Annotated in this window: 21 protein-coding genes; 12 read left to right on the top strand and 9 right to left on the bottom strand. The window is 71.6% G+C overall.

Annotation, left to right across the window (positions count from 1 at the left end; all coding sequences use genetic code 11):
• Positions 1 to 6: 6 nt before the first annotated feature.
• A complete protein-coding gene (locus tag ACGFYN_RS21155) occupies positions 7 to 1,611 on the bottom strand; it encodes an ABC transporter permease (RefSeq protein ID WP_393867359.1) in 1,605 nt (534 codons plus the stop codon).
• Complete coding sequence (locus tag ACGFYN_RS21150; protein ID WP_393867358.1) at positions 1,608 to 2,540, bottom strand: ATP-binding cassette domain-containing protein; 933 nt, start codon at positions 2,538 to 2,540, stop codon at positions 1,608 to 1,610. Before ACGFYN_RS21150 ends, ACGFYN_RS21155 begins: the two co-directional genes overlap by 4 nt.
• Positions 2,541 to 2,614: 74 nt before the next feature.
• On the opposite strand from ACGFYN_RS21150, the gene ACGFYN_RS21145 reads away from it, so the two are divergent.
• Both ACGFYN_RS21145 and ACGFYN_RS21140 read left to right on the top strand, forming a co-directional pair.
• A complete protein-coding gene (locus ACGFYN_RS21145) occupies positions 2,615 to 3,103 on the top strand; it encodes a GbsR/MarR family transcriptional regulator (RefSeq protein WP_393867357.1) in 489 nt (162 codons plus the stop codon).
• A 30-nt stretch (positions 3,104 to 3,133) separates the two neighbouring features.
• Positions 3,134 to 3,436, top strand: a complete 303-nt coding sequence (locus tag ACGFYN_RS21140) for a hypothetical protein (RefSeq protein ID WP_393867356.1) — start codon at positions 3,134 to 3,136, stop codon at positions 3,434 to 3,436.
• Positions 3,437 to 3,440: 4 nt separating this feature from the next.
• Here ACGFYN_RS21140 and ACGFYN_RS21135 read toward each other — a convergent pair whose 3' ends face one another.
• Positions 3,441 to 4,271, bottom strand: a complete 831-nt coding sequence (locus tag ACGFYN_RS21135) for a diacylglycerol kinase (protein WP_393867355.1) — start codon at positions 4,269 to 4,271, stop codon at positions 3,441 to 3,443.
• Positions 4,272 to 4,466: 195 nt separating this feature from the next.
• Between ACGFYN_RS21135 and ACGFYN_RS21130 the strand changes: the two genes are divergently transcribed.
• Positions 4,467 to 5,750, top strand: a complete 1,284-nt coding sequence (locus ACGFYN_RS21130) for an adenylosuccinate synthase (RefSeq protein ID WP_393867354.1) — start codon at positions 4,467 to 4,469, stop codon at positions 5,748 to 5,750.
• Between the two features lie 214 nt (positions 5,751 to 5,964).
• Here ACGFYN_RS21130 and ACGFYN_RS21125 read toward each other — a convergent pair whose 3' ends face one another.
• Positions 5,965 to 6,234, bottom strand: coding sequence for a winged helix-turn-helix domain-containing protein (locus ACGFYN_RS21125; protein ID WP_393867353.1), 270 nt, complete (start codon positions 6,232 to 6,234; stop codon positions 5,965 to 5,967).
• 115 nt (positions 6,235 to 6,349) lie between these two features.
• Here ACGFYN_RS21125 and ACGFYN_RS21120 point away from each other — a divergent pair, with 115 nt between their 5' ends.
• From ACGFYN_RS21120 to ACGFYN_RS21100, 5 genes are all read left to right on the top strand, one after another.
• Positions 6,350 to 6,694, top strand: coding sequence for a hypothetical protein (locus ACGFYN_RS21120; protein WP_393867352.1), 345 nt, complete (start codon positions 6,350 to 6,352; stop codon positions 6,692 to 6,694).
• Positions 6,694 to 6,993 (top strand): hypothetical protein, encoded by a 300-nt coding sequence (locus tag ACGFYN_RS21115; protein WP_393867351.1) that lies wholly within the window; start codon positions 6,694 to 6,696, stop codon positions 6,991 to 6,993. Before ACGFYN_RS21120 ends, ACGFYN_RS21115 begins: the two co-directional genes overlap by 1 nt.
• Positions 6,994 to 7,116: 123 nt before the next feature.
• A complete protein-coding gene (locus tag ACGFYN_RS21110; RefSeq protein ID WP_393867350.1) occupies positions 7,117 to 7,245 on the top strand; it encodes a hypothetical protein in 129 nt (42 codons plus the stop codon).
• A 125-nt stretch (positions 7,246 to 7,370) separates the two neighbouring features.
• Positions 7,371 to 9,188 (top strand): bifunctional metallophosphatase/5'-nucleotidase, encoded by a 1,818-nt coding sequence (locus ACGFYN_RS21105; protein ID WP_393867349.1) that lies wholly within the window; start codon positions 7,371 to 7,373, stop codon positions 9,186 to 9,188.
• Positions 9,189 to 9,212: 24 nt separating this feature from the next.
• On the top strand, positions 9,213 to 10,073 hold the full coding sequence (locus tag ACGFYN_RS21100) for a sigma-70 family RNA polymerase sigma factor (protein WP_393867414.1): 861 nt from the start codon (positions 9,213 to 9,215) through the stop codon (positions 10,071 to 10,073).
• 237 nt (positions 10,074 to 10,310) lie between these two features.
• Here ACGFYN_RS21100 and ACGFYN_RS21095 read toward each other — a convergent pair whose 3' ends face one another.
• Positions 10,311 to 11,168 (bottom strand): NAD(P)H-binding protein, encoded by an 858-nt coding sequence (locus ACGFYN_RS21095; RefSeq protein WP_393867348.1) that lies wholly within the window; start codon positions 11,166 to 11,168, stop codon positions 10,311 to 10,313.
• Between the two features lie 183 nt (positions 11,169 to 11,351).
• Here ACGFYN_RS21095 and ACGFYN_RS21090 point away from each other — a divergent pair, with 183 nt between their 5' ends.
• Entirely contained in the window at positions 11,352 to 11,645 is a 294-nt protein-coding gene (locus tag ACGFYN_RS21090) for a hypothetical protein (RefSeq protein WP_393867347.1), read from the top strand.
• A gap of 3 nt (positions 11,646 to 11,648) precedes the next feature.
• Here the strand turns inward: ACGFYN_RS21090 and ACGFYN_RS21085 are convergent, their stop codons facing one another.
• From ACGFYN_RS21085 to ACGFYN_RS21070, 4 genes are all read right to left on the bottom strand, one after another.
• Entirely contained in the window at positions 11,649 to 12,299 is a 651-nt protein-coding gene (locus tag ACGFYN_RS21085; RefSeq protein ID WP_393867346.1) for a hypothetical protein, read from the bottom strand.
• 91 nt (positions 12,300 to 12,390) lie between these two features.
• Complete coding sequence (locus ACGFYN_RS21080; protein WP_393867345.1) at positions 12,391 to 14,817, bottom strand: dolichyl-phosphate beta-glucosyltransferase; 2,427 nt, start codon at positions 14,815 to 14,817, stop codon at positions 12,391 to 12,393.
• Complete coding sequence (locus tag ACGFYN_RS21075; RefSeq protein WP_393867344.1) at positions 14,814 to 15,515, bottom strand: GntR family transcriptional regulator; 702 nt, start codon at positions 15,513 to 15,515, stop codon at positions 14,814 to 14,816. The genes ACGFYN_RS21080 and ACGFYN_RS21075 overlap by 4 nt, the downstream gene beginning before the upstream one ends.
• A gap of 138 nt (positions 15,516 to 15,653) precedes the next feature.
• Positions 15,654 to 17,009, bottom strand: a complete 1,356-nt coding sequence (locus ACGFYN_RS21070) for an aspartate aminotransferase family protein (RefSeq protein ID WP_393867343.1) — start codon at positions 17,007 to 17,009, stop codon at positions 15,654 to 15,656.
• 146 nt (positions 17,010 to 17,155) lie between these two features.
• Here ACGFYN_RS21070 and ACGFYN_RS21065 point away from each other — a divergent pair, with 146 nt between their 5' ends.
• The 3 genes from ACGFYN_RS21065 to ACGFYN_RS21055 all read left to right on the top strand — a co-directional run bounded on the left by ACGFYN_RS21065 (position 17,156) and on the right by ACGFYN_RS21055 (position 20,184).
• On the top strand, positions 17,156 to 17,761 hold the full coding sequence (locus ACGFYN_RS21065; protein ID WP_393867342.1) for a type 1 glutamine amidotransferase family protein: 606 nt from the start codon (positions 17,156 to 17,158) through the stop codon (positions 17,759 to 17,761).
• Positions 17,758 to 18,216 carry a MarR family winged helix-turn-helix transcriptional regulator gene (locus tag ACGFYN_RS21060; RefSeq protein WP_393867341.1) on the top strand — a complete coding sequence of 153 codons (459 nt, stop codon included), beginning with the start codon at positions 17,758 to 17,760 and terminating at the stop codon, positions 18,214 to 18,216. Before ACGFYN_RS21065 ends, ACGFYN_RS21060 begins: the two co-directional genes overlap by 4 nt.
• An 87-nt stretch (positions 18,217 to 18,303) precedes the next feature.
• Positions 18,304 to 20,184 (top strand): serine/threonine-protein kinase, encoded by a 1,881-nt coding sequence (locus ACGFYN_RS21055; protein ID WP_393867340.1) that lies wholly within the window; start codon positions 18,304 to 18,306, stop codon positions 20,182 to 20,184.
• The last annotated feature ends 1 nt before the right edge of the window (position 20,185 follow it).

Here is a 20,185-nt window from a genome sequence, read left to right as displayed (position 1 = left end):
CCCCCGTCAGGTCGTCATGTCCCGCCGCCGCAGCCCCGCCAGCCCCGCAGCCACCAGTACCACCGCAAGGCCGAGCAGGATCAGGACCGGAGGCCACTCCATGGAGCCTCCCGGCAGCTTCGGGAGGTGGCCGAAGGGGGAGAGGTCCAGGACCGGCTGGGGGACGTTCAGCGCGGGGCCGACCCAGCCGATCAGGAGGACCGCTCCCGCGACTCCCCATGCCGCCGTCGCCGCCCGGGGCGCGAACCCGTAGAGGAGTACGGCGATCCCGCCGACCACCCACACCGCGGGCACCTGCACCAGGCAGGACCCCATGATCGGGCCGACCTGCTTGCCGTAGCCGACGGCGAAGCCGAGGCCGGTGAGCAGCATGATGAGGACGGTTCCGCCGAAGGCCAGGGTCAGATGGCCGGCGGCCCAGCGCAGCCGCCCCACCGCGTTCGCGAGGAGAGGTTCGGCGCGGCCGGAGGTCTCCTCGCCGTACAGGCGGAGCACCGAGGCGACGATGTACAGCGCCGCGATCAGGCCGAGCATCCCGGTCATCGAGGCGAGGAAGGAGTCGGTGATCCCCGACTTCCCGCCCATGCGCTCGAAGATCTGGCGGGCGTTGTCGTTGTCACGGACCAGGTCGGCCGCCCCGTCCGTCAGCCCGCCGTAGACCACCCCCGCGAGGAAGAAACCGACGCTCCAGCCGAGCACGCTGCCCCGCTGGAGCCGCCGGGCCAGCGCGCCCGCCGTGCCGAGCCGTCCGGACGCCGGTCCCGGCCGCGTCGGCAGGAAGCTCATGCCGATGTCGCGGCGCCCGGCGAGTTCGTACGCCACCACGCCCTGCACCACCGCCGCGGCCACGAACAGCAGCAGCACCCACCAGCGTTCGTGGGCGTACGGCCGCAGGTTCTCCAGCCAGCCGAGCGGCGACAGCCAGGTCAGGACGGACGAGCCGTCGTCCGTGGCGGAGTCGCCGGCCGCGCGCAGCACGAAGGCCGCGCCCAGAATCGCCGCCGTCAGCCCGCGGGCCAGCCGCGCGCTCTCGGTGAGCTGGGCGACGATCGCCGTCATCGTGGCGAAGACCATGCCGACGCCCGCCAGCCCGAGACCGAAGGCCACGGCCCCCGCGCCTCCGTGACCGGCCAGGCCGCCCGCCACCAGCAGGGCCAGCACCCCGTTCGCGACCGCCGCGGCCAGCAGCCCGGCCGTCAGCGGGGCCCGGCGCCCCACCATGCCGGAGGAGATCAGCTCCTGACGGCCGCTCTCCTCCTCGTCCCGGGTGTGCCGTGCGACGACGAGCAGGCTGGTCACGGCCGCCAGGGCGCCGGCGTAGACCCCGACCCGCCAGGCGGTCAGGGCGCCGATCGAGTCGTCGAGGACCGGGCCGACCAGGGCACGCAGTGAGGAGTTCGTCGCCATCTGGTGCAGGAGGTCGTCGCGCTGGGCCTGGGTGCCGTACAGGCTCTTCAGCGTGTTCGGCATGGACAGGACCATGAGCGTGTTGACCGCGACCCAGACCGGGATCAGCACCCGGTCGCGGCGCAGGGCGAACCGCAACAGGGTCCCGGTGCCCGCCAGTTGACGCGTGCCCCCGCTCCGTACGGTGAACGAGGCGGCGGTCATCGGGAGGCCACCTCCGCCCCGTCCGCCGGCCCCGCAGCTTCTTCCCCGTCGTCCTGGTAATGCCGCAGGAACAGCTCTTCCAGGGTCGGCGGCGTCGAGGTGAGCGACCGCACGCCGGACTCGCTCAACTGCCTCAGCACGGGGTCGAGTTTGTCCGTCTCGACCTGGAGCCGCACCCGCTTGCCCTGGACGTCGAGGTCGTGGACGCCGGGCAGATGCGCCAACCCGTTGGGCGCGCCCACCAGTTCGGCGCTCACGCTGGTCCGGGTCAGATGGCGCAGGTCGGCCAGTGAGCCGCTCTCCACCGTCCGGCCCTTGCGGATGATGCTCACCCGGTCGCAGAGCTCCTCGACCTCGCTGAGGATGTGCGAGGAGAGCAGGACGGTCCGGCCGCGCTCGCGCTCCTCCTCCACACAGCGCTGGAAGACCTCCTCCATCAGCGGGTCCAGGCCCGACGTCGGCTCGTCCAGGATCAGCAGGTCCACGTCCGAGGCGAACGCGGCGACCAGGGCGACCTTCTGCCGGTTGCCCTTGGAGTAGGTGCGGCCCTTCTTGGTCGGGTCCAGCTCGAAGCGCTCGATCAGCTCGGCGCGGCGCCCCGTGTCGAGCCCTCCGCGCAGCCGGCCGTAGAGGTCGATGACCTCGCCGCCGGAGAGGTTGCGCCACAGGGTCACGTCTCCGGGGACGTACGCGATCCGGCGGTGCACCTCCACCGCGTCCTGCCACGGGTCGCGCCCGAGCACCTGCGCGGCGCCGGCGTCGGCGCGAAGCAGGCCCAGCAGGACGCGGATGGTGGTGGACTTTCCGGCGCCGTTCGGGCCGAGGAAGCCGTGCACCTCGCCGGTCTCGACCTCCAGGTCGAGGCCGTCGAGGGCATGTGTCCTGCCGAACGACTTGTGCAGTCCGGAGACGGTGATTGCCTTCGTCATGGTTCAGAACGTACGCTTCTTTCAGAAATTTGTGAAGTTAAGGAAGCGTATGAAGCCCGGATAGGGTGGTGACCATGACGGATGAGGCGGGGAGGGACCAGGAGGCGGTCTCGAAGTTCGTGGAGAGTTTCGCCGCGCAGCTCCTCGAGGCCGGGATGCAGCGCATGCCCGCCCGGGTGTTCGCCGCGCTGCTCTCCTCCGACGAAGGCGTGCTGACCTCCGCCGAGTTGAGCGAGCAGCTGCAGATCAGCCCCGCCGCGGTGTCCGGGGCGGTGCGCTATCTGACCATGACGCACATGGTCTCGCGCGAACGGGAGCCGGGCTCGCGCCGGGAGCGCTACCGGGTGCACGGCGACCAGTGGTACGAGGCCCTGACCAACCGCGAGGCCGTCATCAAGCGCTGGGAGGTCGCCCTGCGTGAGGGTGTGGCCAGCCTCGGTCCCGACACGCCGGCCGGTCGCCGTATGGCCGAGACACTCGCCTTCTTCGAGTTCGTCGAGGGCGAGGTGGCGGCCATGATGGTGCGCTGGCGGGAGCACCGCCGGGAGCTGTTCGGCGGCTAGGGGCCGGGAGCCGAGGGGAGCGGTCGGAGAATGTGCCACTACTGCGGTTGCCGCGAGATCCCGCTGATCAAGGAGTTCGTCGCCGAGCACGAGCGGGTGACCGACGCGGCGGGCGACGCGCTCAGGGCGCCGGTCGGCGGGGATCTACCGCGCGCCCGTGAGCCGGCCGACGGGGACCTGCCGCGCGCCCGTGAGCCGGTCGGCGTCATGGCGCGGGAGCTCGAGAGCCACTGGCGGGGCAAGGAGAACGGCCTGTTCGCGGTGATGCGCGAGGACCCGACCACGGCCAGACTCCGTCACCGGGCCGTTCTCACCCCGGCTCCATCACCGTGAGTCGTCACCGTGGCTCCGGCACCGTGAGTCCCCACGCCCCTTCCCGTACCGTCCACGTCCGACGGCGTACCGGTCCGCATACGCCCGCGTCCGCGCGGTAGCGGAAGTCCGCCCCGGACACGCTCACGGTGCGGCCCTTCGCCCGGAGGGGCGCGGTACTGGCGCCCACGGAGACCGGCTGCACCTCCACCTCGGCCAGGCCCGTGGCGCCCGGCGTCAGCGACACCGCCTCCACCGGCTGGTCCAGGTCCACCAGCGTCACCCCGTCGACCTCCACCCTGAGCCGGGCGGGCCGGGGCGCGGGCACCGGGGCCTCACGGGCCGGCACCAGGGTGCGGACGAGGGACTGGGCCGTACGCAGCCACGGACGGCCCTCCTCCGGCGCCGGGGCCCGCGTGCTCGGCGCCGGGATGCTGAGCGCGCCGAGCACCACGCCGTCGCTGTCGTCCACCAGCAGGTCCAGGCGCCGCTCGACCCCGTCGAGGACCGCCCGCGCCGCCGCCACCGCCCCGGCGGGCACCCCGAGGGCGTGCGCCACGGAGAGCACGCTGCCCACCGGCACCACCGACAGGGCACATCCGGCCAGCTCACGCTGCCGGTGCAGCACGGCCACGGCGCGCACCAGCGCGCGGTCGTCGCCCACCACCACCGGCCGCCGCGAGCCGCGCCGGGCCAGCGCCCGGGCGAACTCCTCGGGTCCCTCCGGCAGACAGAACTTCGCGTGCGCACCCGCGCTGAGCACGTCTTTCGCGATGCGTACCGACTCCCCGTCCGTCCGTCGGGCCACCGAATCGATGACCACCAGCAGCTGTTCGGAAGTCGGAGAAGTCGCCACCTCGGTCCTGCCTCGCTTCCTCGGGTAGCATCTTTGTGCAAGAGCCCCTTGCGCTATTGCGCCAGGGGCTTCGTCTATTCCGGGGCATCCGGTCCGACGGTTTGCGGCCAACGACGGCCGCGGTGCACGCGGCGGTGAACCCTACGCGTGCGCCCCTGACCTTGGACATGCCCCGCCCGGAAGGGGTGTACGCGCGTGCCCGCACTTGTGCTGCTCGGTGCTCAGTGGGGTGACGAAGGCAAGGGAAAGGCGACGGACCTGCTAGGCGGATCCGTCGACTATGTGGTGCGCTACCAGGGCGGCAACAACGCCGGCCACACGGTAGTCGTGGGCGATCAGAAGTACGCCCTTCACCTGCTCCCTTCCGGAATCCTGTCGCCGGGGTGCACCCCGGTCATCGGCAACGGAGTCGTCGTCGACCCGTCGGTCCTGTTCTCCGAGCTGAACGGGCTGAACGAGCGTGGCGTCGACACGTCCAAGCTCCTGATCAGCGGTAACGCTCACATCATCACCCCGTACAACGTCACGGTGGACAAGGTGACGGAACGCTTCCTCGGGAAGCGGAAGATCGGGACCACCGGCCGCGGCATCGGGCCGACGTACGCGGACAAGATCAACCGCGTCGGCATCCGGGTGCAGGACCTCTACGACGAGTCGATCCTCACCCAGAAGGTCGAGGCGGCCCTCGACGTCAAGAACCAGATGCTCACCAAGCTCTACAACCGCCGCGCGATCGCGGTCGACCAGGTGGTCGAGGAGCTGCTGGGCTACGCGGACCGGCTGCAGCCGTACGTCGCGGACACCGTCCTGGTGCTGAACCAGGCGCTGGAGCAGGACAAGGTGGTGCTGTTCGAGGGCGGCCAGGGCACGCTCCTCGACATCGACCACGGCACGTATCCGTTCGTGACCTCGTCGAACCCCACCGCGGGCGGTGCCTGCACCGGTGCCGGCGTCGGCCCGACGAAGATCAGCCGGGTCATCGGCATCCTGAAGGCGTACACGACCCGTGTCGGCTCGGGCCCCTTCCCGACCGAGCTGTTCGACGAGGACGGCGAGGCGCTGCGCCGCATCGGCGGCGAGCGGGGCGTGACGACCGGCCGTGACCGCCGCTGCGGCTGGTTCGACGCGGTGATCGCCCGCTACGCGACCCGGGTCAACGGCCTGACCGACTTCTTCCTCACCAAGCTCGACGTCCTGACCGGCTGGGAGCAGATCCCGGTCTGCGTGGCGTACGAGATCGACGGCAAGCGCGTCGAGGAACTGCCGTACTCGCAGACGGACTTCCACCACGCGAAGCCCATTTACGAGACCCTGCCGGGCTGGTCCGAGGACATCACCAAGGCGAAGTCCTTCTCCGACCTGCCGAAGAACGCCCAGAGCTACGTCAAGGCGCTGGAGGAGATGTCCGGCGCCCCGATCTCCGCGATCGGCGTGGGCCCGGGCCGCGACGAGACGATCGAGGTCAACTCGTTCCTCTGATCCGACGACCAGCAGGAGCCGGCCTTCCAGCGTGAAGGCCGGACCTCCTCACTGCGGGGCCGCCCCATCTGGGACGGCCCCGCAGGCACGTTCGCCGTCGGCGACCTAGCCGAGCCCGATGACGGCCGCACTGCCGCCGGGGCAAGATGAGAAGCGGTGTCCGACGCCCGCTGATTTCCAGCCCTCTCGAGGCTGTGACGGGCCGGCTCGGCCTTCAGCCCTTCGGTTCGCTCTCCCCGGGGGAGTCGTCGGCCGTCTCCGGCATCCCGATTACGTACGTGCCCTTGGCCGGCAGGGTGGCGACAAGCCCTCGCTTGCGGAGTTCTACGACGGCGCGACGCACAGTGCCGATGCTGACGCGGTACAGGTCGGTCATGGCGCGCTCGCCGGGCAGGGCGGCCCCCTGCGGCAGCTTGCCGGACGCGATGTCCGCCTCGATGGCGTCGGCGAGTTTCACGTACTCGTAGCGCGGAAGCTCGGTCATGCTTCCACCGTGCCGCAGCCCTGTGCGCACGGTAGAGCTGGGACGCGTTCTGACGCGGTAGGACGCGGAATAGAGCAGAGGGGTGCAGGGGGACGCAGTTCGCGGTATGGTCGAAATGACAGACCCCCGGCGAGGCGGCAACCTCCCGCGTGCCCTCTGGTGGCTGCGCCTTCTCCTCGGTCCCGGTACCGGGCAGCGCCGTAAGTCGCGATCTCATCGGAACCCGTCCCCTCAGCTCCACATCGTCGAGTCCCTCCCGCGCCCCCGCTCCCCCTACGGCCTCCACGCCCCCCTCGACGGCACCGACTCCGGCCTCGTCCGCCCCTATCTCGCCGCCCATGAACGGGAGGTCGAGGAAGCCGCGCTCCGGCAGCGCCGACGTCTCGCCCTCGTGCTCGCCGCCGACTTCGGGATCGATCTCGACCGCCAACTGATCGGCGCGCAGGAGATGGCCGCCTGATGGAGCCCACCCTCTCGCCCCGCCTTCTGCCCTGGTCGTCCCCGGAGGGCAAGCCCTGCTACCTGGTCACCGACCAGGCCGGCGGCCACCTCTCCCGGCTCGCCGACGACCTCGAAACCGCCCAACTCGCCACCGGCATCGACGTGCTCGGCCTCGCCCGCGCCGTGCTGGACGACCCGGTCTCGCCATACACCGAGGTCCGCTACGCCGGTCTCCGCCTCGCAGAGTTGCCTGGCCGACGCCCTGCGCGTCGCCGAGTCCCGGGGCCTGCGTCTCTCCGACTCGTAGAGGACTCGTAGAGGAACAGCCGGGACGTTCCGGTGGACACTGGACGTATGAGTGTCCACCGGAACGCACGGTGCCGGGGACCCTACGGTGGTGAGGGCCAGCTGGCCGGGGGGACGGACTGTTCCGATCCCGCCGTGTTCGAGGTCGTCCGGCACCATCTGCCGCCGCTGCTGGTGTGTCCCGTGCACCTCGGACCTGCCCTGCTGATGGCGAGCGGAGTGCTGTGGCCGCCCGAGATCAGGCTCATCGGCGCGGTGGGTTGACTCATCCTTGACCTGGACATGGTCATTCCCTGGTTCACCGGTGCTGTCGGGCGCGAGCACGATCTACGCGGGTAGCCGCCGCTCCCACGTCCGTCCTGCCGCCTCTCCAGCACCAGGAGATCCGTATGCCCGTCAGTCCCATGAACCGCCGGGAGTTCGTGAAGAAGTCGGCCGTCACCGGCGCGGCGGTCGCCGCGGCGGGAGCGGTCGGCGCCGGCACCGCCGAGGCCGCCGACCGCAAGCCCGGGAAGGCCCCCAAGACCTGGTCGTTCTCCATCCTGGGCACCACCGACCTGCACTCCCACGTCTTCGACTGGGACTACTACCTGGACAAGGCGTACTCCGACAGCAAGGGCAACTCCGTCGGGGTCGCGCGCGTCGCCACGCTCGTCAAGCAGCAGCGCGAGGCGAAGGGCGAGGAGCACGTCCTGCTCGTCGACGCCGGCGACATCATCCAAGGGACCTCGCTGGCCTACTACTTCGCGCGCGTCGACCCGATCACGGGCAAGGGCGGCAAGAAGGGGCCCCAGCACCCCATGGCCGTCGCCATGAACCACATGCGCTACGACGCCGCCGCGCTCGGCAACCACGAGTTCAACTACGGCATCGAGGTGCTCAGGAAGTTCGAGAGCCAGTGCCGCTTCCCGCTGCTCGGCGCCAACGCGCTGGACGCGAAGACGCTGCGGCCCGCATTCCACCCATACACCGTCAAGCGGATCTGTGTGCCGGGCGCGCCCGACATCAAGGTCGGCATCCTCGGGCTCACCAACCCCGGTATCGCTCTGTGGGACAAGGACAACGTCAGCGGGAAGATGGTCTTCCCCGGGCTGGTCGAGCAGGCGAAGAAGTACGTGCCGCGGCTGCGCGCGCTCGGCTGCGACGTCGTCTTCCTGACCGACCACTCCGGTCTCGACGGGTCGTCCTCCTACGGCGACGCGCTGCCGTACGTCGAGAACGCCTCCAACCTCGTCGCCGAGCAGGTCCCCGGCATCGACGCCATCCTGGTCGGCCACACGCACGTCGAGGTGCCCTCGTACACCGTGAAGAACGAGGAGAGCGGCGAGGACGTCCTGCTCTCCGAGCCGTACTGCTGGGGCTACCGGCTCAGCGTCTTCGACTTCGAGCTCGAACTGCACCACGGGCGCTGGAAGGTGACCAAGAAGACGGCGCAGACGCTCAACCCGAACACCGTGGACGAGGACCCGGAGATCAAGAAGCTCCTGGAGGCCGACCACGAGCTGGTGGTGAAGTACGTCAACACGCCCGTGGGCACCTGCACCGAGGACCTCTCGGCGGCGGAGTCCTGCTGGAAGGACGTGCCCATCATGGACTTCATCCACCAGGTCCAGATGGACACGGTGAAGGCCGGGCTCTCGGCGTCCGACGCCGCGCTGCCGCTGATCTCGGTCGCCGCGCCCTTCAGCCGCACCGCCGACATCCCCGCCGGCAGCGTCACCATCAAGGACGTCGCCGGGCTCTACATCTACGACAACACCCTGTACGGCAAGAAGCTGACGGGCGCCCAGCTCAAGGACTACCTGGAGTACGGGGCGAAGTACTACCACCAGGTCCCGGCGGGCACGAAGGTCGACACCGCGACGCTGACCAACGCCAACAGCTTCTGGGACTACATGTACGACACCGCGGCGGGCGTCGGCTACGAGATCGACATCGCGCAGGCCGAAGGGTCGCGGATCAAGAACCTCACGTACAACGGCGCGGCGGTCGCCGACGACCAGGTCTTCGTCGTGGCGGTCAACAACTACCGGGCGAACGGCGGTTCGGGCTATCCGCACATCGCCACCGCCGACATCGCGTACAGCTCCACCAACGAGATCCGCCAGCTGATGATCGACTTCGTGACGGCCAAGGGCGCCCTGAACCCGGCCGACTTCGCGGTCACCAACTGGAAGCTGACGCAGGCCGGGACGCCCGTTTTCTAGGACAGGCCCTACGCTGTCCCGGTGATGGGGGAGATCTTCGAGGAGCATCGTCCGCGGTTGAGGGCGGTGGCGTACCGCATGCTCGGTTCGCTCGCCGAGGCCGACGACGCGTTGCAGGAAGCCTGGTTGCGGGCCGACCGGGCCGACACGACGGACGTCGCCAACCCCGCGGGCTGGCTGACGACGGTGGTCGCGCGGGTGTGCCTGAACATGCTGCGCTCGCGTGAACACCGGCGTGAGGAGCCGCTGGAGGAGGGGGGCGGGGCCGCGGAAGCGGTTCCCGCCGCCGTCGTCGATCCGGAGGAGGAGGCACTTCTCGCGGACGAGGTGGGCCTCGCGCTGCTCGTCGTGCTCGACACCCTCTCACCGGCCGAGCGGCTCGCGTTCGTGCTGCACGACAGCTTCGGCGTGCCCTTCGACGAGATCGCCCCGATGCTGGACAAGAACCCGGCGGCGGTACGGCAGCTGGCCAGCCGCGCCCGCCGCCGGGTGCGCGGCGCCCCGCTTCCGCAGGCCGATGCGGTACGCCAACGCCAGGTCGTGGGCGCCTACTTGGCCGCCACGCGCGGCGGCGACTTCGACGCCCTGGTCGCGCTCCTCCACCCCGACGTGGTCCTGCGCGCCGACCGCGCGGTCGTCCCCACCCCCGAACCGATCCTCGTCGCCGGCTCCCGCCCGGTCGCCGAGGGCGCGATGGCCTCCATGGGCCGCGCCCGGTTCGCGGACGTCGTACTGGTCGACGGCCGGCCGGGCATGGCCATGCTGGAGCGGGGCCGCGTGCGCGTCGTCCTCCGCTTCACCTTCGAGGCCGGCCTGATCACCGAGATCGACGTCCTCGCGGAACCGGAACGTCTGCGGGAACTGGACCTGACGACCTGGAGCTGACCCCGTCGCCCGGGCCGGCCGGGCGTCGCAGGCCGCGCGCTCGACCGCGTGACGCCCGCCCAGTACCCCGCCCCGTCCGCCCCCTCCCGGGCCGTGCCGCGTCCGGCTTCCCGGGACGGGCCGTGCGGCTCTTCCCGCTCATCCTTGCCCGGCCCGGGCGGAGACCCCCGTGGCGCCACCGCTCGGGCCGGGCGCGCTGCGGATCCCGTCGGTCGGTCTGATCCGGAAGGCCGGGCTCTAGGCCGCGAACGCCCCCGTATGGGCCCTCGCCCAGTCCTCGAAGGTCCGGGCCGGGCGGCCCAGGAGCTTGGGCAGGGCCGGCAGGACCTCGGCGCCGCGGTCGGACTCCAGGGTGCGCCGCATGATCGCGTCCACGACTTCCGGCGGGAAGCCGTACCGGGACATGCCCGCGCGGGCGGCGTCGGACGGGACCGGACGGAGGCGCAGGTCGCGGTCCAGGACCTTACCGAGGATCGCGAGTTCCCCGGCCGGGGTCAGAGACTGCGGGCCGCTCAACTCGTACGTCGCGCCCGCGTGTTCGTCCGTCGTCAGGGCCTGGGCCGCGAGTTCCGCCAGGTCCGCCGGGTCGACGCTCGCCGCCGGGCGGTCCGCGAAGGGCACGGCGACCTCGTCGCCCGCGCGGAGCTGCCCTGCCCACTGGAGGGCGTTCGACATGAAGCGGCCGGGGCGCAGCAGCGTCCAGGTCCAGTTCCGGGACGGGTCCGTCACCGCCGACTCCGCCTCGGCGTGCCAGTGGGCGATCACGTCGGTGCCCGCGCCCGCGTCCAGCACCGACAGCTTCACCAGCCGCCGTACCCCCGCCCGGTCCGCCGCCCGCGCGAGCGCGAGGTCGTGGGTGGGGCCGGGTGCCGTGCCGACTCCCTGCGCCGACATCAGGAACGCGCCGCACGCCCCGGCGAACGCCGCCTCAAGGCTCGCCGGGTCGTCCGCGTCCCCGTACACCGCCTGCGCCCCCTCGGGCAGCCGTGCGTCGGCCGGGCGGCGGGTCATCGCCCGAACCGGCTCACCCGCGGCCGTCAGCCGGCGCACCAGCTCGCCGCCCACGTGCCCTGTCGCCCCGGTCACCAGGATCATCACCGTCTCCTCACGTCGGTGGTCCCAGCCTGCGCGCGCCGGTCGTACGGCGCGTCGGACCGGTGGAGGCACCCGGTCTCCTCCCCGGGGAGTAGCTACGGCTCACAACAGGGCAATGCGTGCATGGCGGGCATACCGTGAACTTGTACTCGTATGTGCAGCGACCAGGAGAAGGTGAGTGCGATGCGCGTACTGCTCAAGGTGTCCATGGACACGAGGAAGGCGAACGAGGCCATCCACAACGGCACGCTGACGAAACTGATCGAGGAGTCGATGGAGCAGATCAAGCCCGAGGCGGCCTACTTCACCGCCGAGCACGGTCGGCGCACCGCCTTCATCTTCTTCGACATGCAGGACAGCTCCCAGATGCCGGTCCTCAGCGAGCCGTTCTTCCAGAACCTCGACGCCGAGATCACGTACACCCCGGTGATGAACATGGAGGACGTGCAGAAGGGCCTGTCGCAGCTGGGCCGTTGACGCTCAGCTGAAGACGATCATCGACCCCTGCGCCAGACTCCGCGTCGCTGCCGCATGCAGCCCGAGCCACACGTGCCGTTCGCGGGCGAAGGGGCTGGGGTCGTACGGGGCGGGCACGGCCGGCTCCTCCAACTCCGTCGGGGCGCGCGGAGGCTCGGGCGCCGCCGGGGGGTTGGCGGGGTCGATGCCGATCGACGCGGCCATGTACTCCAGCTCGCGCAGCAACGCCTGCGCGGAGCCGAGCGGACCGCCGCCGGCCAGGAGTTCGTCGTTCGACAGGGGCTGCGGGAAGTCGACCGGGACGTACGCGCCCGCGTGGTCGTAGTGCCAGACGAGGTGCGACTGCTGGGCCGTCGACTCGAACATCTCCAGCAACTGCTCGTAGTCGCCGCCCAGTTCGTCGACCGGCGTCACCGGCAGCCCGCACATCTGGAGCAGATACACGCGGCGCAGGAAGTGCAGCGCGTCGTAGTCGAAGCCGGCCACCGGAGCGACCTCCCCGGACAGGCCCGGCATGTACTGGTACACCGGCACCGGCGGCAGCCCGGCGGCGGCGAGCACGCTGTTGTACTGCGCGAGTTCCTCGGCGAACGGATTGTCGGGGGTGTGGCACAACACGTCGACGAGTGGTACCAGCCACAGGTCACAGGCCAAAGAAGGCTCCTCACACAGTGGAATACGGCACGCGCGGGGCGGTCAGGGCAGAGTAGTCGGTACGGCGTCGGACGGACCCCCTTCGAACAGGTCAGGAGCCCTTGTGCAGGTCCCATACCCACACGCCGTCCACCCACTTCCCGTCACGGCCCACGAGTTCGGTGACGGCCTTGCGCAGGGCGTCGTCGTGCGGCTGCGGCGTCACCACCAGCGCTCCTGCCCGCCAGTAGGCGAAGTCCCGCTTCGCCTGCGCCCGCCAGTTCTCGCCGATCGCGGGGATCACGCCGGTGTAGCGGACATCACGCAGCAGCTGCGAGGTGTAGCGGGGTGAGGCGCCGTAGATGCCGATGCGCCTCTTGCCCCAGGGGCCGTTGAAGTAGCCGCCGGGGAGCTTGAAGCCGAGTCCGGCCTCCTGCTGCCAGTGCAGGGCCTCCGCGCTGCCGGGGTCGGGCAGCGGCACCGGCACCAGGGACTCGCCGGCGCGGACGTACGGCTTCCAGGCCCCGTCGGTGAAGAAGGCCGGCGTCGCCGGGCGCTCGACGGCCTTCAGCGGGGCCGGGACCAGCGGGAGCAGGGCGAGGCAGACACCGAGCAGGCCGAGGTACTGCGTGCCCAGGCTGCGGGTGGCGGTCAGCCGCTCCAGGGCCAGGGCGAGCAGCATGCCGAGCGCCGGGGCGCAGACCATCGCCACCCGGCCCTCGATGACCGACTCGAACAGGGGCAGCTTGGCGAGCGGCGCCCAGGGGCCCGGGTAGACCTGGTCCGTCATCGGGATGCGGAACCTCGGGCCCAGGGACAGCAGCGCCGCACCGGCCGCGGTGACCGCCAGCGCCTTCACCAGGGCCTGTTCCCACAGCCGTACGGCGATCCCGAAGGCGAGCAGGACCAGCGGCCAGCCGTAGAAGGCGTTCTGCTCCGTGGGGTTGAGGGAGAGCGAGTTCGCCCGGTGGGCGTCGCCCGCGATCAGGGAGCGCTCCGCGAAGGAGAGCAGGGCGAGCGGACTGTTGCCCGCGTCGTCGCCGTGCAGCACGCTCCCGTAGCTCTGCGGACCGGCGAACTGCCAGGCCAGGGCCCACACCACGAGCGGGAGGCAGACGGCCGCGGCGATCGCCAGGCCGTTCAGCAGCGGCCGCCAGGACTGCTTGACCACATCTGGGCGGATCGCGCCGTAGGCGGCCGCGAACAGCACCATGCCGATCATCGCGAGCAGCAGCGGCTCCTCGCCGAGGAAGACCTGGTACGCCGCCATCACTCCGAGCACGATCCCGTCACGCACGACCCGGGCGCCGGTGCACAGGCGCAGGGCGCGGTCGATGATCAGCGGGATCATGAAAAGGATCACGAAGTTGGGGTGCGCGTTGGCATGGCTGACCATGGGCGGCGCGAACGCGGCCAGCGAGGCGCCGACGAAGGCCGGGCCGCGCCTGGCCACGACCCGCTTCACGATCAGCCAGTACCAGGCGGCCGCGGTGGCGGCGAGGCCCAGCGTCATCACGACGCTGAGGGAGACGGCCGGACCGGCGAGCAGGGTCAGCGGGGCGAAGGGGACGGACAGGCCGAGCATGACCGTGTTGGCCATGAGGTTCACGCCGTCGGGGAAGCCCTGCAGATCGGAGAAGAGCGGGTTGCGCAGATGAGCGACGTTGTCGGCGGTGACCGCGAAGAACCACTCCCACTGGTTCTGGTCCTGGAGGGAGTCGGCGAGATAGCGGTGTTCGGGGTCGAAGAGCCGGCCCGAGTAGAGAGCCGCCGCCATCAGCAGGAAGAGGACGACGGCGACGAGGTCGGCGGGGCGCGTGGCGCGGGCGCGCAGCCGGGTGAGGTCGGCGAGGACGCGGACGTAGTCGAGGGACCGTATCTTCGAGCCAGGCCGGTGGGACCAGCGGACCGGGATCTCGGCGACCTGCCACTCGGCGCGGTGGAAGTGGCGCAGCACCTCGACGTCTATGCCGTAGCCGTCGATCTTCGAGGCGGCGAACGCCTCGCGGGCGCGGTCGCCCTCGAAGAGCTTGAAGCCGCACTGGGTGTCGCGTATCCCGGGCACGGCCATCCGGCGTATGAGCAGGTTCCCGGCGCGGCCGAGCAGTTCGCGCAGCGGGTGCTGGCGGTCGCCGATCGTCGCGCCGGGCAGCGCGCGGGAGCCGACCGCCGCCGCGTACCCCTCGCTGAGCGCCTTGTCGAGCCGCTCCAGCTCCTCGATCGGGGAGGCGAGATCGGCGTCCGTGACCAGCACGCGCCGACCGCGGGAGGCGGCGACGCCCAGGCGCAGGGCGCCGCCCTTGCCCCGGTTGCGGGGGGAGGTGACGAGCTGGATGCGGGGGTCCGCGCGGCCCGTGACCAGGGCGCGGGTGCCGTCCGTGGAACCGTCGTCGGTGACGACGATCTCCCACTCGCCCCAGCGGCCGTCGTCGCCGCCCAGGTAGCCGGTGACGGCGTCGAGGGTCGGACCGAGCCGCTCCTCCTCGTCGAAGGCGGGGATGACGACGGACAGGTCCACGGCCGCAGCCGGGGCGTTCATCCCTTCGCCAGCCGTTCGACGAGGTCCAGCGAGTGGGCGTTGTACTGGGCGACGATCGAACGCGCCGTCGTTATGTCGCGCTTGGCCAGGGCGTCGACCAGATCGGTGTGGCCCGACCACAGGGCGCCGCGCAGGTCGGTGAGCCGGCGCAGATGCTGCACCGCGCACACCCAGGACTGCACGCGCAGCCGGTGCAGGAAGTCGGCGAGGTAGGGGTTGCCGAACAGGTTGCCCAGCTCGTGCCAGTAGCGCAGGTCGTAGCCGATCAGCACGGTGAGGTCGCCGGCGAGCGAGGCCCGCTGCGCCTCCTCGCCGCGGCGGCGCACCCCGGCGAGCGCGGCGACGGTCCGCGCGTCGTCGACCCGCCTGAAGCGCTGCCGGCCGTCCTCCAGCGTGTGGAACATGCCGTCGGTGACCAGGCTGCGGGCCTCGATGATGCCGCGGTAGTCGGCCACCGAGTACTCGTGGACGTGGAAGCCGCGGTGCTGGTCGGCGTCGAGCAGGCCCTGCGCGGAGAGGTCGACGAGCGCCTCGCGCACGGGGGTCGCGGAGACGCCGTACTGCTCGGCGATCTCCTTGACCGTGAACTCCTGCCCTGGCTGCAGCCGTCCCGCCAGTACCTCGTCACGGAGGGCGTCGGCGATCTGCTGCCGCAGGGTGCTGCGGGTGACGGCGCCGTTGCCGCTGCTGCCGGGCATGGGTCGGGCGTCTCCTCGTCGCGTTCGGTTGGCGTGCACGTCCTTATCTACGAGCACGCCACCTTACGCGTTCGGGTTCCGCCTGTTGACCCGCGTAGCTATGGGCGGTCCAAGCGGCACCTGAGCGGCCGCACGCGGCTACCGGGTGTACTCGTCCGCGACACCCAGCGCCGTGTCCAGCGCCGCGAGTCCCTCCTTCAACTCCGCCTCGCTCACGTTGCACGGGGGCACGACGTGGGTGCGGTTCATGTTGATGAAGGGCCACAGCCCGTGCCGCTTGGCGGCCGCGCCGAAGGCGGCCATCGGGGCGTTGGCCTCGCCGGTCGCGTTGTACGGCACCAGCGGCTCGCGGGTCTCCCTGTTCCGCACCAGCTCCAGCGCCCAGAACATGCCGACGCCGCGCACCTCGCCGACGCTCGGGTGCCGCTCGGCGAGCTCGCGCAGCGCGGGTCCGACGACGCTCTCGCCGAGCCTCCTGGCATGGCCGACGACGTCCTCCTCCGCCATGACCTGGATCGTCGCGACGGCGGCGGCGCAGGCGAGCGGGTGCCCGGAGTAGGTGAGTCCGCCCGGGTAGGGCCGCCGGGCGAAGGTCTCGGCGATCGCGCCGGAGATGGCGACGCCGCCCAGCGGCACGTATCCGCTGTTGACGCCCTTGGCGAAGGTCATCAGGTCCGGTACGACACCGGACAGGTCGGCGGCGAACCACTCACCGGTGCGCCCGAACCCGGCCATGACCTCGTCCAGCACGAAGACGATCCCGTACTTGTCGCAGATCTCCCGGACCCCGGCGAGATAGCCCGGCGGCGGGACCATGATCCCCGCGGTCCCGGGGATCGTCTCCAGGAGGATCGCGGCGACGGTGCCGGGACCCTCGAAGGCGATCGTCGTCTCCAGGTGCTCCAGCGCCCGCGCGCACTCCTGCTCCTCGGTCTCGGCGTAGAACCGGGAGCGGTACAGGAACGGCGCCCAGAAGTGCACGACACCGGCCGCGGCGGAGTCGGAGGCCCAACGACGGGGATCCCCGGTGAGGTTGATCGCCTGCTGGGTGCCGCCGTGGTACGAGCGGTAGGCGGAGAGCACCTTGGGCCGCCCGGTGTGCAGCCGTGCCATCCGCACCGCGTGCTCGACGGCGTCCGCGCCGCCGTTGGTGAAGAAGATCTTGTCCAGGTCGCCGGGCGTGCGCTCGGCGATCAGCCGGGCCGCCTCCGAGCGCGCCTCGATCGCGAAGGCGGGCGCGAACGTCGTCAGGTGTGCGGCCTGCTCCTGTATCGCGGCGACGACCTTCGGGTGCTGGTAGCCGATGTTGGTGTAGACGAGCCCGCTGGTGAAGTCCAGGTACCGCTTGCCGTCGTAGTCCCAGAAGTACGACCCCTCCGCGCCGGCGACGGCGAGCGGGTCGATGAGCTCCTGCGCGGACCAGGAGTGGAACACATGAGCACGGTCCGCGGCCTTCACGGCGGCGCCGACCTCGGGATTCGGATGAGGGGTCATGGGCGCGAGCGTAGGAGCGGGCACGGCGGCGGGGATATCGGCTTCCTGTCTGCGGTGCGGGGGTTTCCGCGACAGGTTGTCTACGGGGGCCGGCCGGCATCCGGGAATGTATTGACAGCATTCTGTCGAAGTGACAGCATACTGTCATGAGTACGAAACCTGTTCATCTCGCTGTGTACGACACCCTCGCCGACTGGGAGACGGGTCACGCGACGGCGTATCTCGCCCGGGGCGGGTACGCGGTCCGGACGGTGGGCCCGGCCCGGGAGCACGTCCGCTCCATCGGCGGCCTGAGCGTGCGGCCCGATCTCGCGCTCGACGAGCTGCGCCCCGAGGACAGTTCCCTGCTGATCCTCCCGGGCGCCGACCTGTGGGACGCGGGCGACGAGCTCGCGCCCTTCGCCCGCACGGCGCGGGAGTTCCTCGACGCCGGGGTGCCCGTCGCCGCGATCTGCGGCGCCACCGCCGGGCTCGCCCGTGAGGGGCTGCTCGACGACCGCAGGCACACCAGCGCCGTCTCCTTCTACCTGGCGGCGACCGGGTACAAGGGCGGTGAGCTGTACGTCGACGCGGACGCCGTGACCGACGGGACGCTGGTGACCGCCGGCCCCACCGAGCCCGTCGCCTTCGCGCGGGAGGTGCTGGGGCTGCTCGGCGTGTTCGAGGGGGAGGTGCTGGACGCCTGGTTCCGGCTGTACCACGACTCCGACCCGGCGGCGTACGCCGTGCTCCAGCAGGCCGGCGCGCGGTGAGCCGGGAGCGCCAGGACCTGCTCAGCCGTAGTGCCCTCGGGGTCTTCCGGCTCAACGGCCAGTTCCTCGCCGTGGCCGAGGAGTTGGCCAGGCCGGCCGGGCTCACCGCAGCCTGGTGGCAGGTGCTCGGCGCCGTGCTCGCCGAGCCGTTGTCCGTCGCCGGGATCGCCCGTGCCATGGGGATCACCCGGCAGAGCGTGCAGCGCATCGCCGACCTGCTGGTGGAGCGCGGTCTCGCCGAGTACCGCACCAACCCCGCCCACCGCCGCGCCAAGCTTCTCGCGCCGACCGAGGAGGGGCGCGCGGCGGTGCACCGCATCAACCCCGGTCACACGGGTTTCGCCGACCGGCTCGCGGAGGCGTTCGGCGAGGCCGAACTCATCGAGGCCGTACAGGTGCTGGAACGGCTGTCGAAGGTGCTGGACGAACTGGGCCCCCCTGTTACGGAACCGTAGACACCGCTACCGTCACCTCCCCGGTGCGCCCGGACTATCGTTGGCGTGTTGCACAGGGTCATATCGGGGGACTTCGGGGGACCTGCGATGGAGAAGCTCGACGCTGGGGATCCGCAGCGGATCGGCGCGTACCGGCTGCTGGCGCGGCTCGGTGCGGGCGGGATGGGCAACGTCTATCTCGCCCGGTCGGAGCGCGGCCGCACCGTCGCGGTCAAGCTGGTGCGCGAGGAGCTGGCGGCGCAGGAGGAGTTCCGGGCCCGGTTCCGGCAGGAGGTGCAGGCCGCACGGCAGGTCGGCGGGCACTGGACGGCGCCCGTCCTCGACGCCGACACCGAGGCCTCCGTGCCCTGGGTCGCCACCGGGTACGTCGCCGGTCCGAGCCTGCAGCAGGTGGTCGGGCGCGACCACGGGGCGCTGCCCGAGCGGTCGGTGCGCATCCTCGCGGCCGGACTCTCGCACGCGCTCAAGGACATCCACGCGGCCGGGATCATCCACCGCGACCTCAAGCCGTCCAACGTGCTCGTCACCATCGACGGCCCGCGGGTCATCGACTTCGGCATCGCGCGCGCCCTGGAGACCGTGACGGACGGCGGTCTGACGCGGACGGGCGCGCTCGTCGGCTCGCCCGGGTTCATGGCGCCCGAGCAGGTGCGGGGCGACCGGATCACGCCCGCGTGCGACATCTTCTGCCTGGGCTCGGTGCTGGCCTACGCGGCGACCGGCGCCCTCCCCTTCGGCACCGCCAACAGCGGTGTGCACGCGCTGATGTTCCGCATCGCCCAGGAGGAGCCCGATCTGGACGGGGTGCCCGAGGGCATCGCCGACCTCGTACGGGACTGCCTGAAGAAGGACCCGGCGGCCCGCCCGACGCTGAACCAGGTGCTGGAGCGCACGGGCGCCGAGGACACCGTGCTGGGCGGCCGGTCGAAGGACCCTTGGCTGCCCAGCGCGCTGGTGGCCCAACTGGGGCGGCACGCCGTGCAGTTGCTGGACACGGAGAACCCCGAGCAGTCGGGGGAGATCTCCCTGGGGAAGCCGGCGCCCGCGGCCACACCGGAGCACGCCCCCGCCGCCGACGCCTCGTCGCGGCCGGACCCGGAGACGCCCGCCACGCCGCCGCCACCGGGACAGCCCGCGGGCGGGGCGCCGCTGAACCATCTGCCGACGATGGTCTCGGGCGCCCAGCCGCCCACCCCCGCCCAGACGCCCCCGTCCGGTCATCCGGTCTACGGCCATCCGCAGCAGCACCCCCCGCAGCAGCCCGGCTACGGCTACCCCCAGCAGCCCGGCGCCTACGGGTATCCCCAGCAGCCGGGCCAGTTCGGAGCCCTCGGCTCCACCCCGCCCTACGGCCCGCCCTACCCCGGCGCGATGCCGCCCGCCCCGCCGGAGCCGCCGCGCAGGAACGGCCGCTCCACCGCCCTCCTGGTCGGGGTCGCCCTGATCGTCGCGCTCGGTGCCGGCGGCTCGGTCTACGCCCTCATGAACGGCGGCGGCGACACGGCCGACGACAAGCCGAGCCCGGGCCCGTCCACCAGCGCGCCCCGGACGTCCGGGCCGACGACGTCCGGGCCGGACCCGACGAGCGCGCAGCCCACCACCGCGGCCCCCTCGGGCGGCGTGATACCGGCCGGCTACATCGGCACCTGGTCCACCACCATCACCAACGCCGACGGTGACAACACCCGCCGACTCACCATCCAGCAGGGCGAGGTGGGCGACACCGTCCTGTCCCTCGTCGCCGACGGGCCCACCAGCAGCGGCAGTTACCACTGCGTCTTCCAGGCCCAGCTGACCGAGGCTCCGGGCAGCGGCGGGGCCCTGGAGGTCGGCCCGTCCACCGTGACGAGCGGCGACCCGGGCTACTGCAAGCCGGGCGGCGCCACGGAGATCACCCTGCTGGCGAACGGCAGCCTCCAGCGCGAGACCGTCAGCAACGGCGAGAAGCTGACGTACGCCAGGCAGTGAC

Source organism: Streptomyces sp. NPDC048419 (genome assembly GCF_043200415.1).
Taxonomy (GTDB): Bacteria; Actinomycetota; Actinomycetes; order Streptomycetales; family Streptomycetaceae; genus Streptomyces.
The sequence above is the reverse complement of the archived record's forward strand: the minus strand, read 5'-3'. Positions and strand labels throughout refer to the sequence as shown.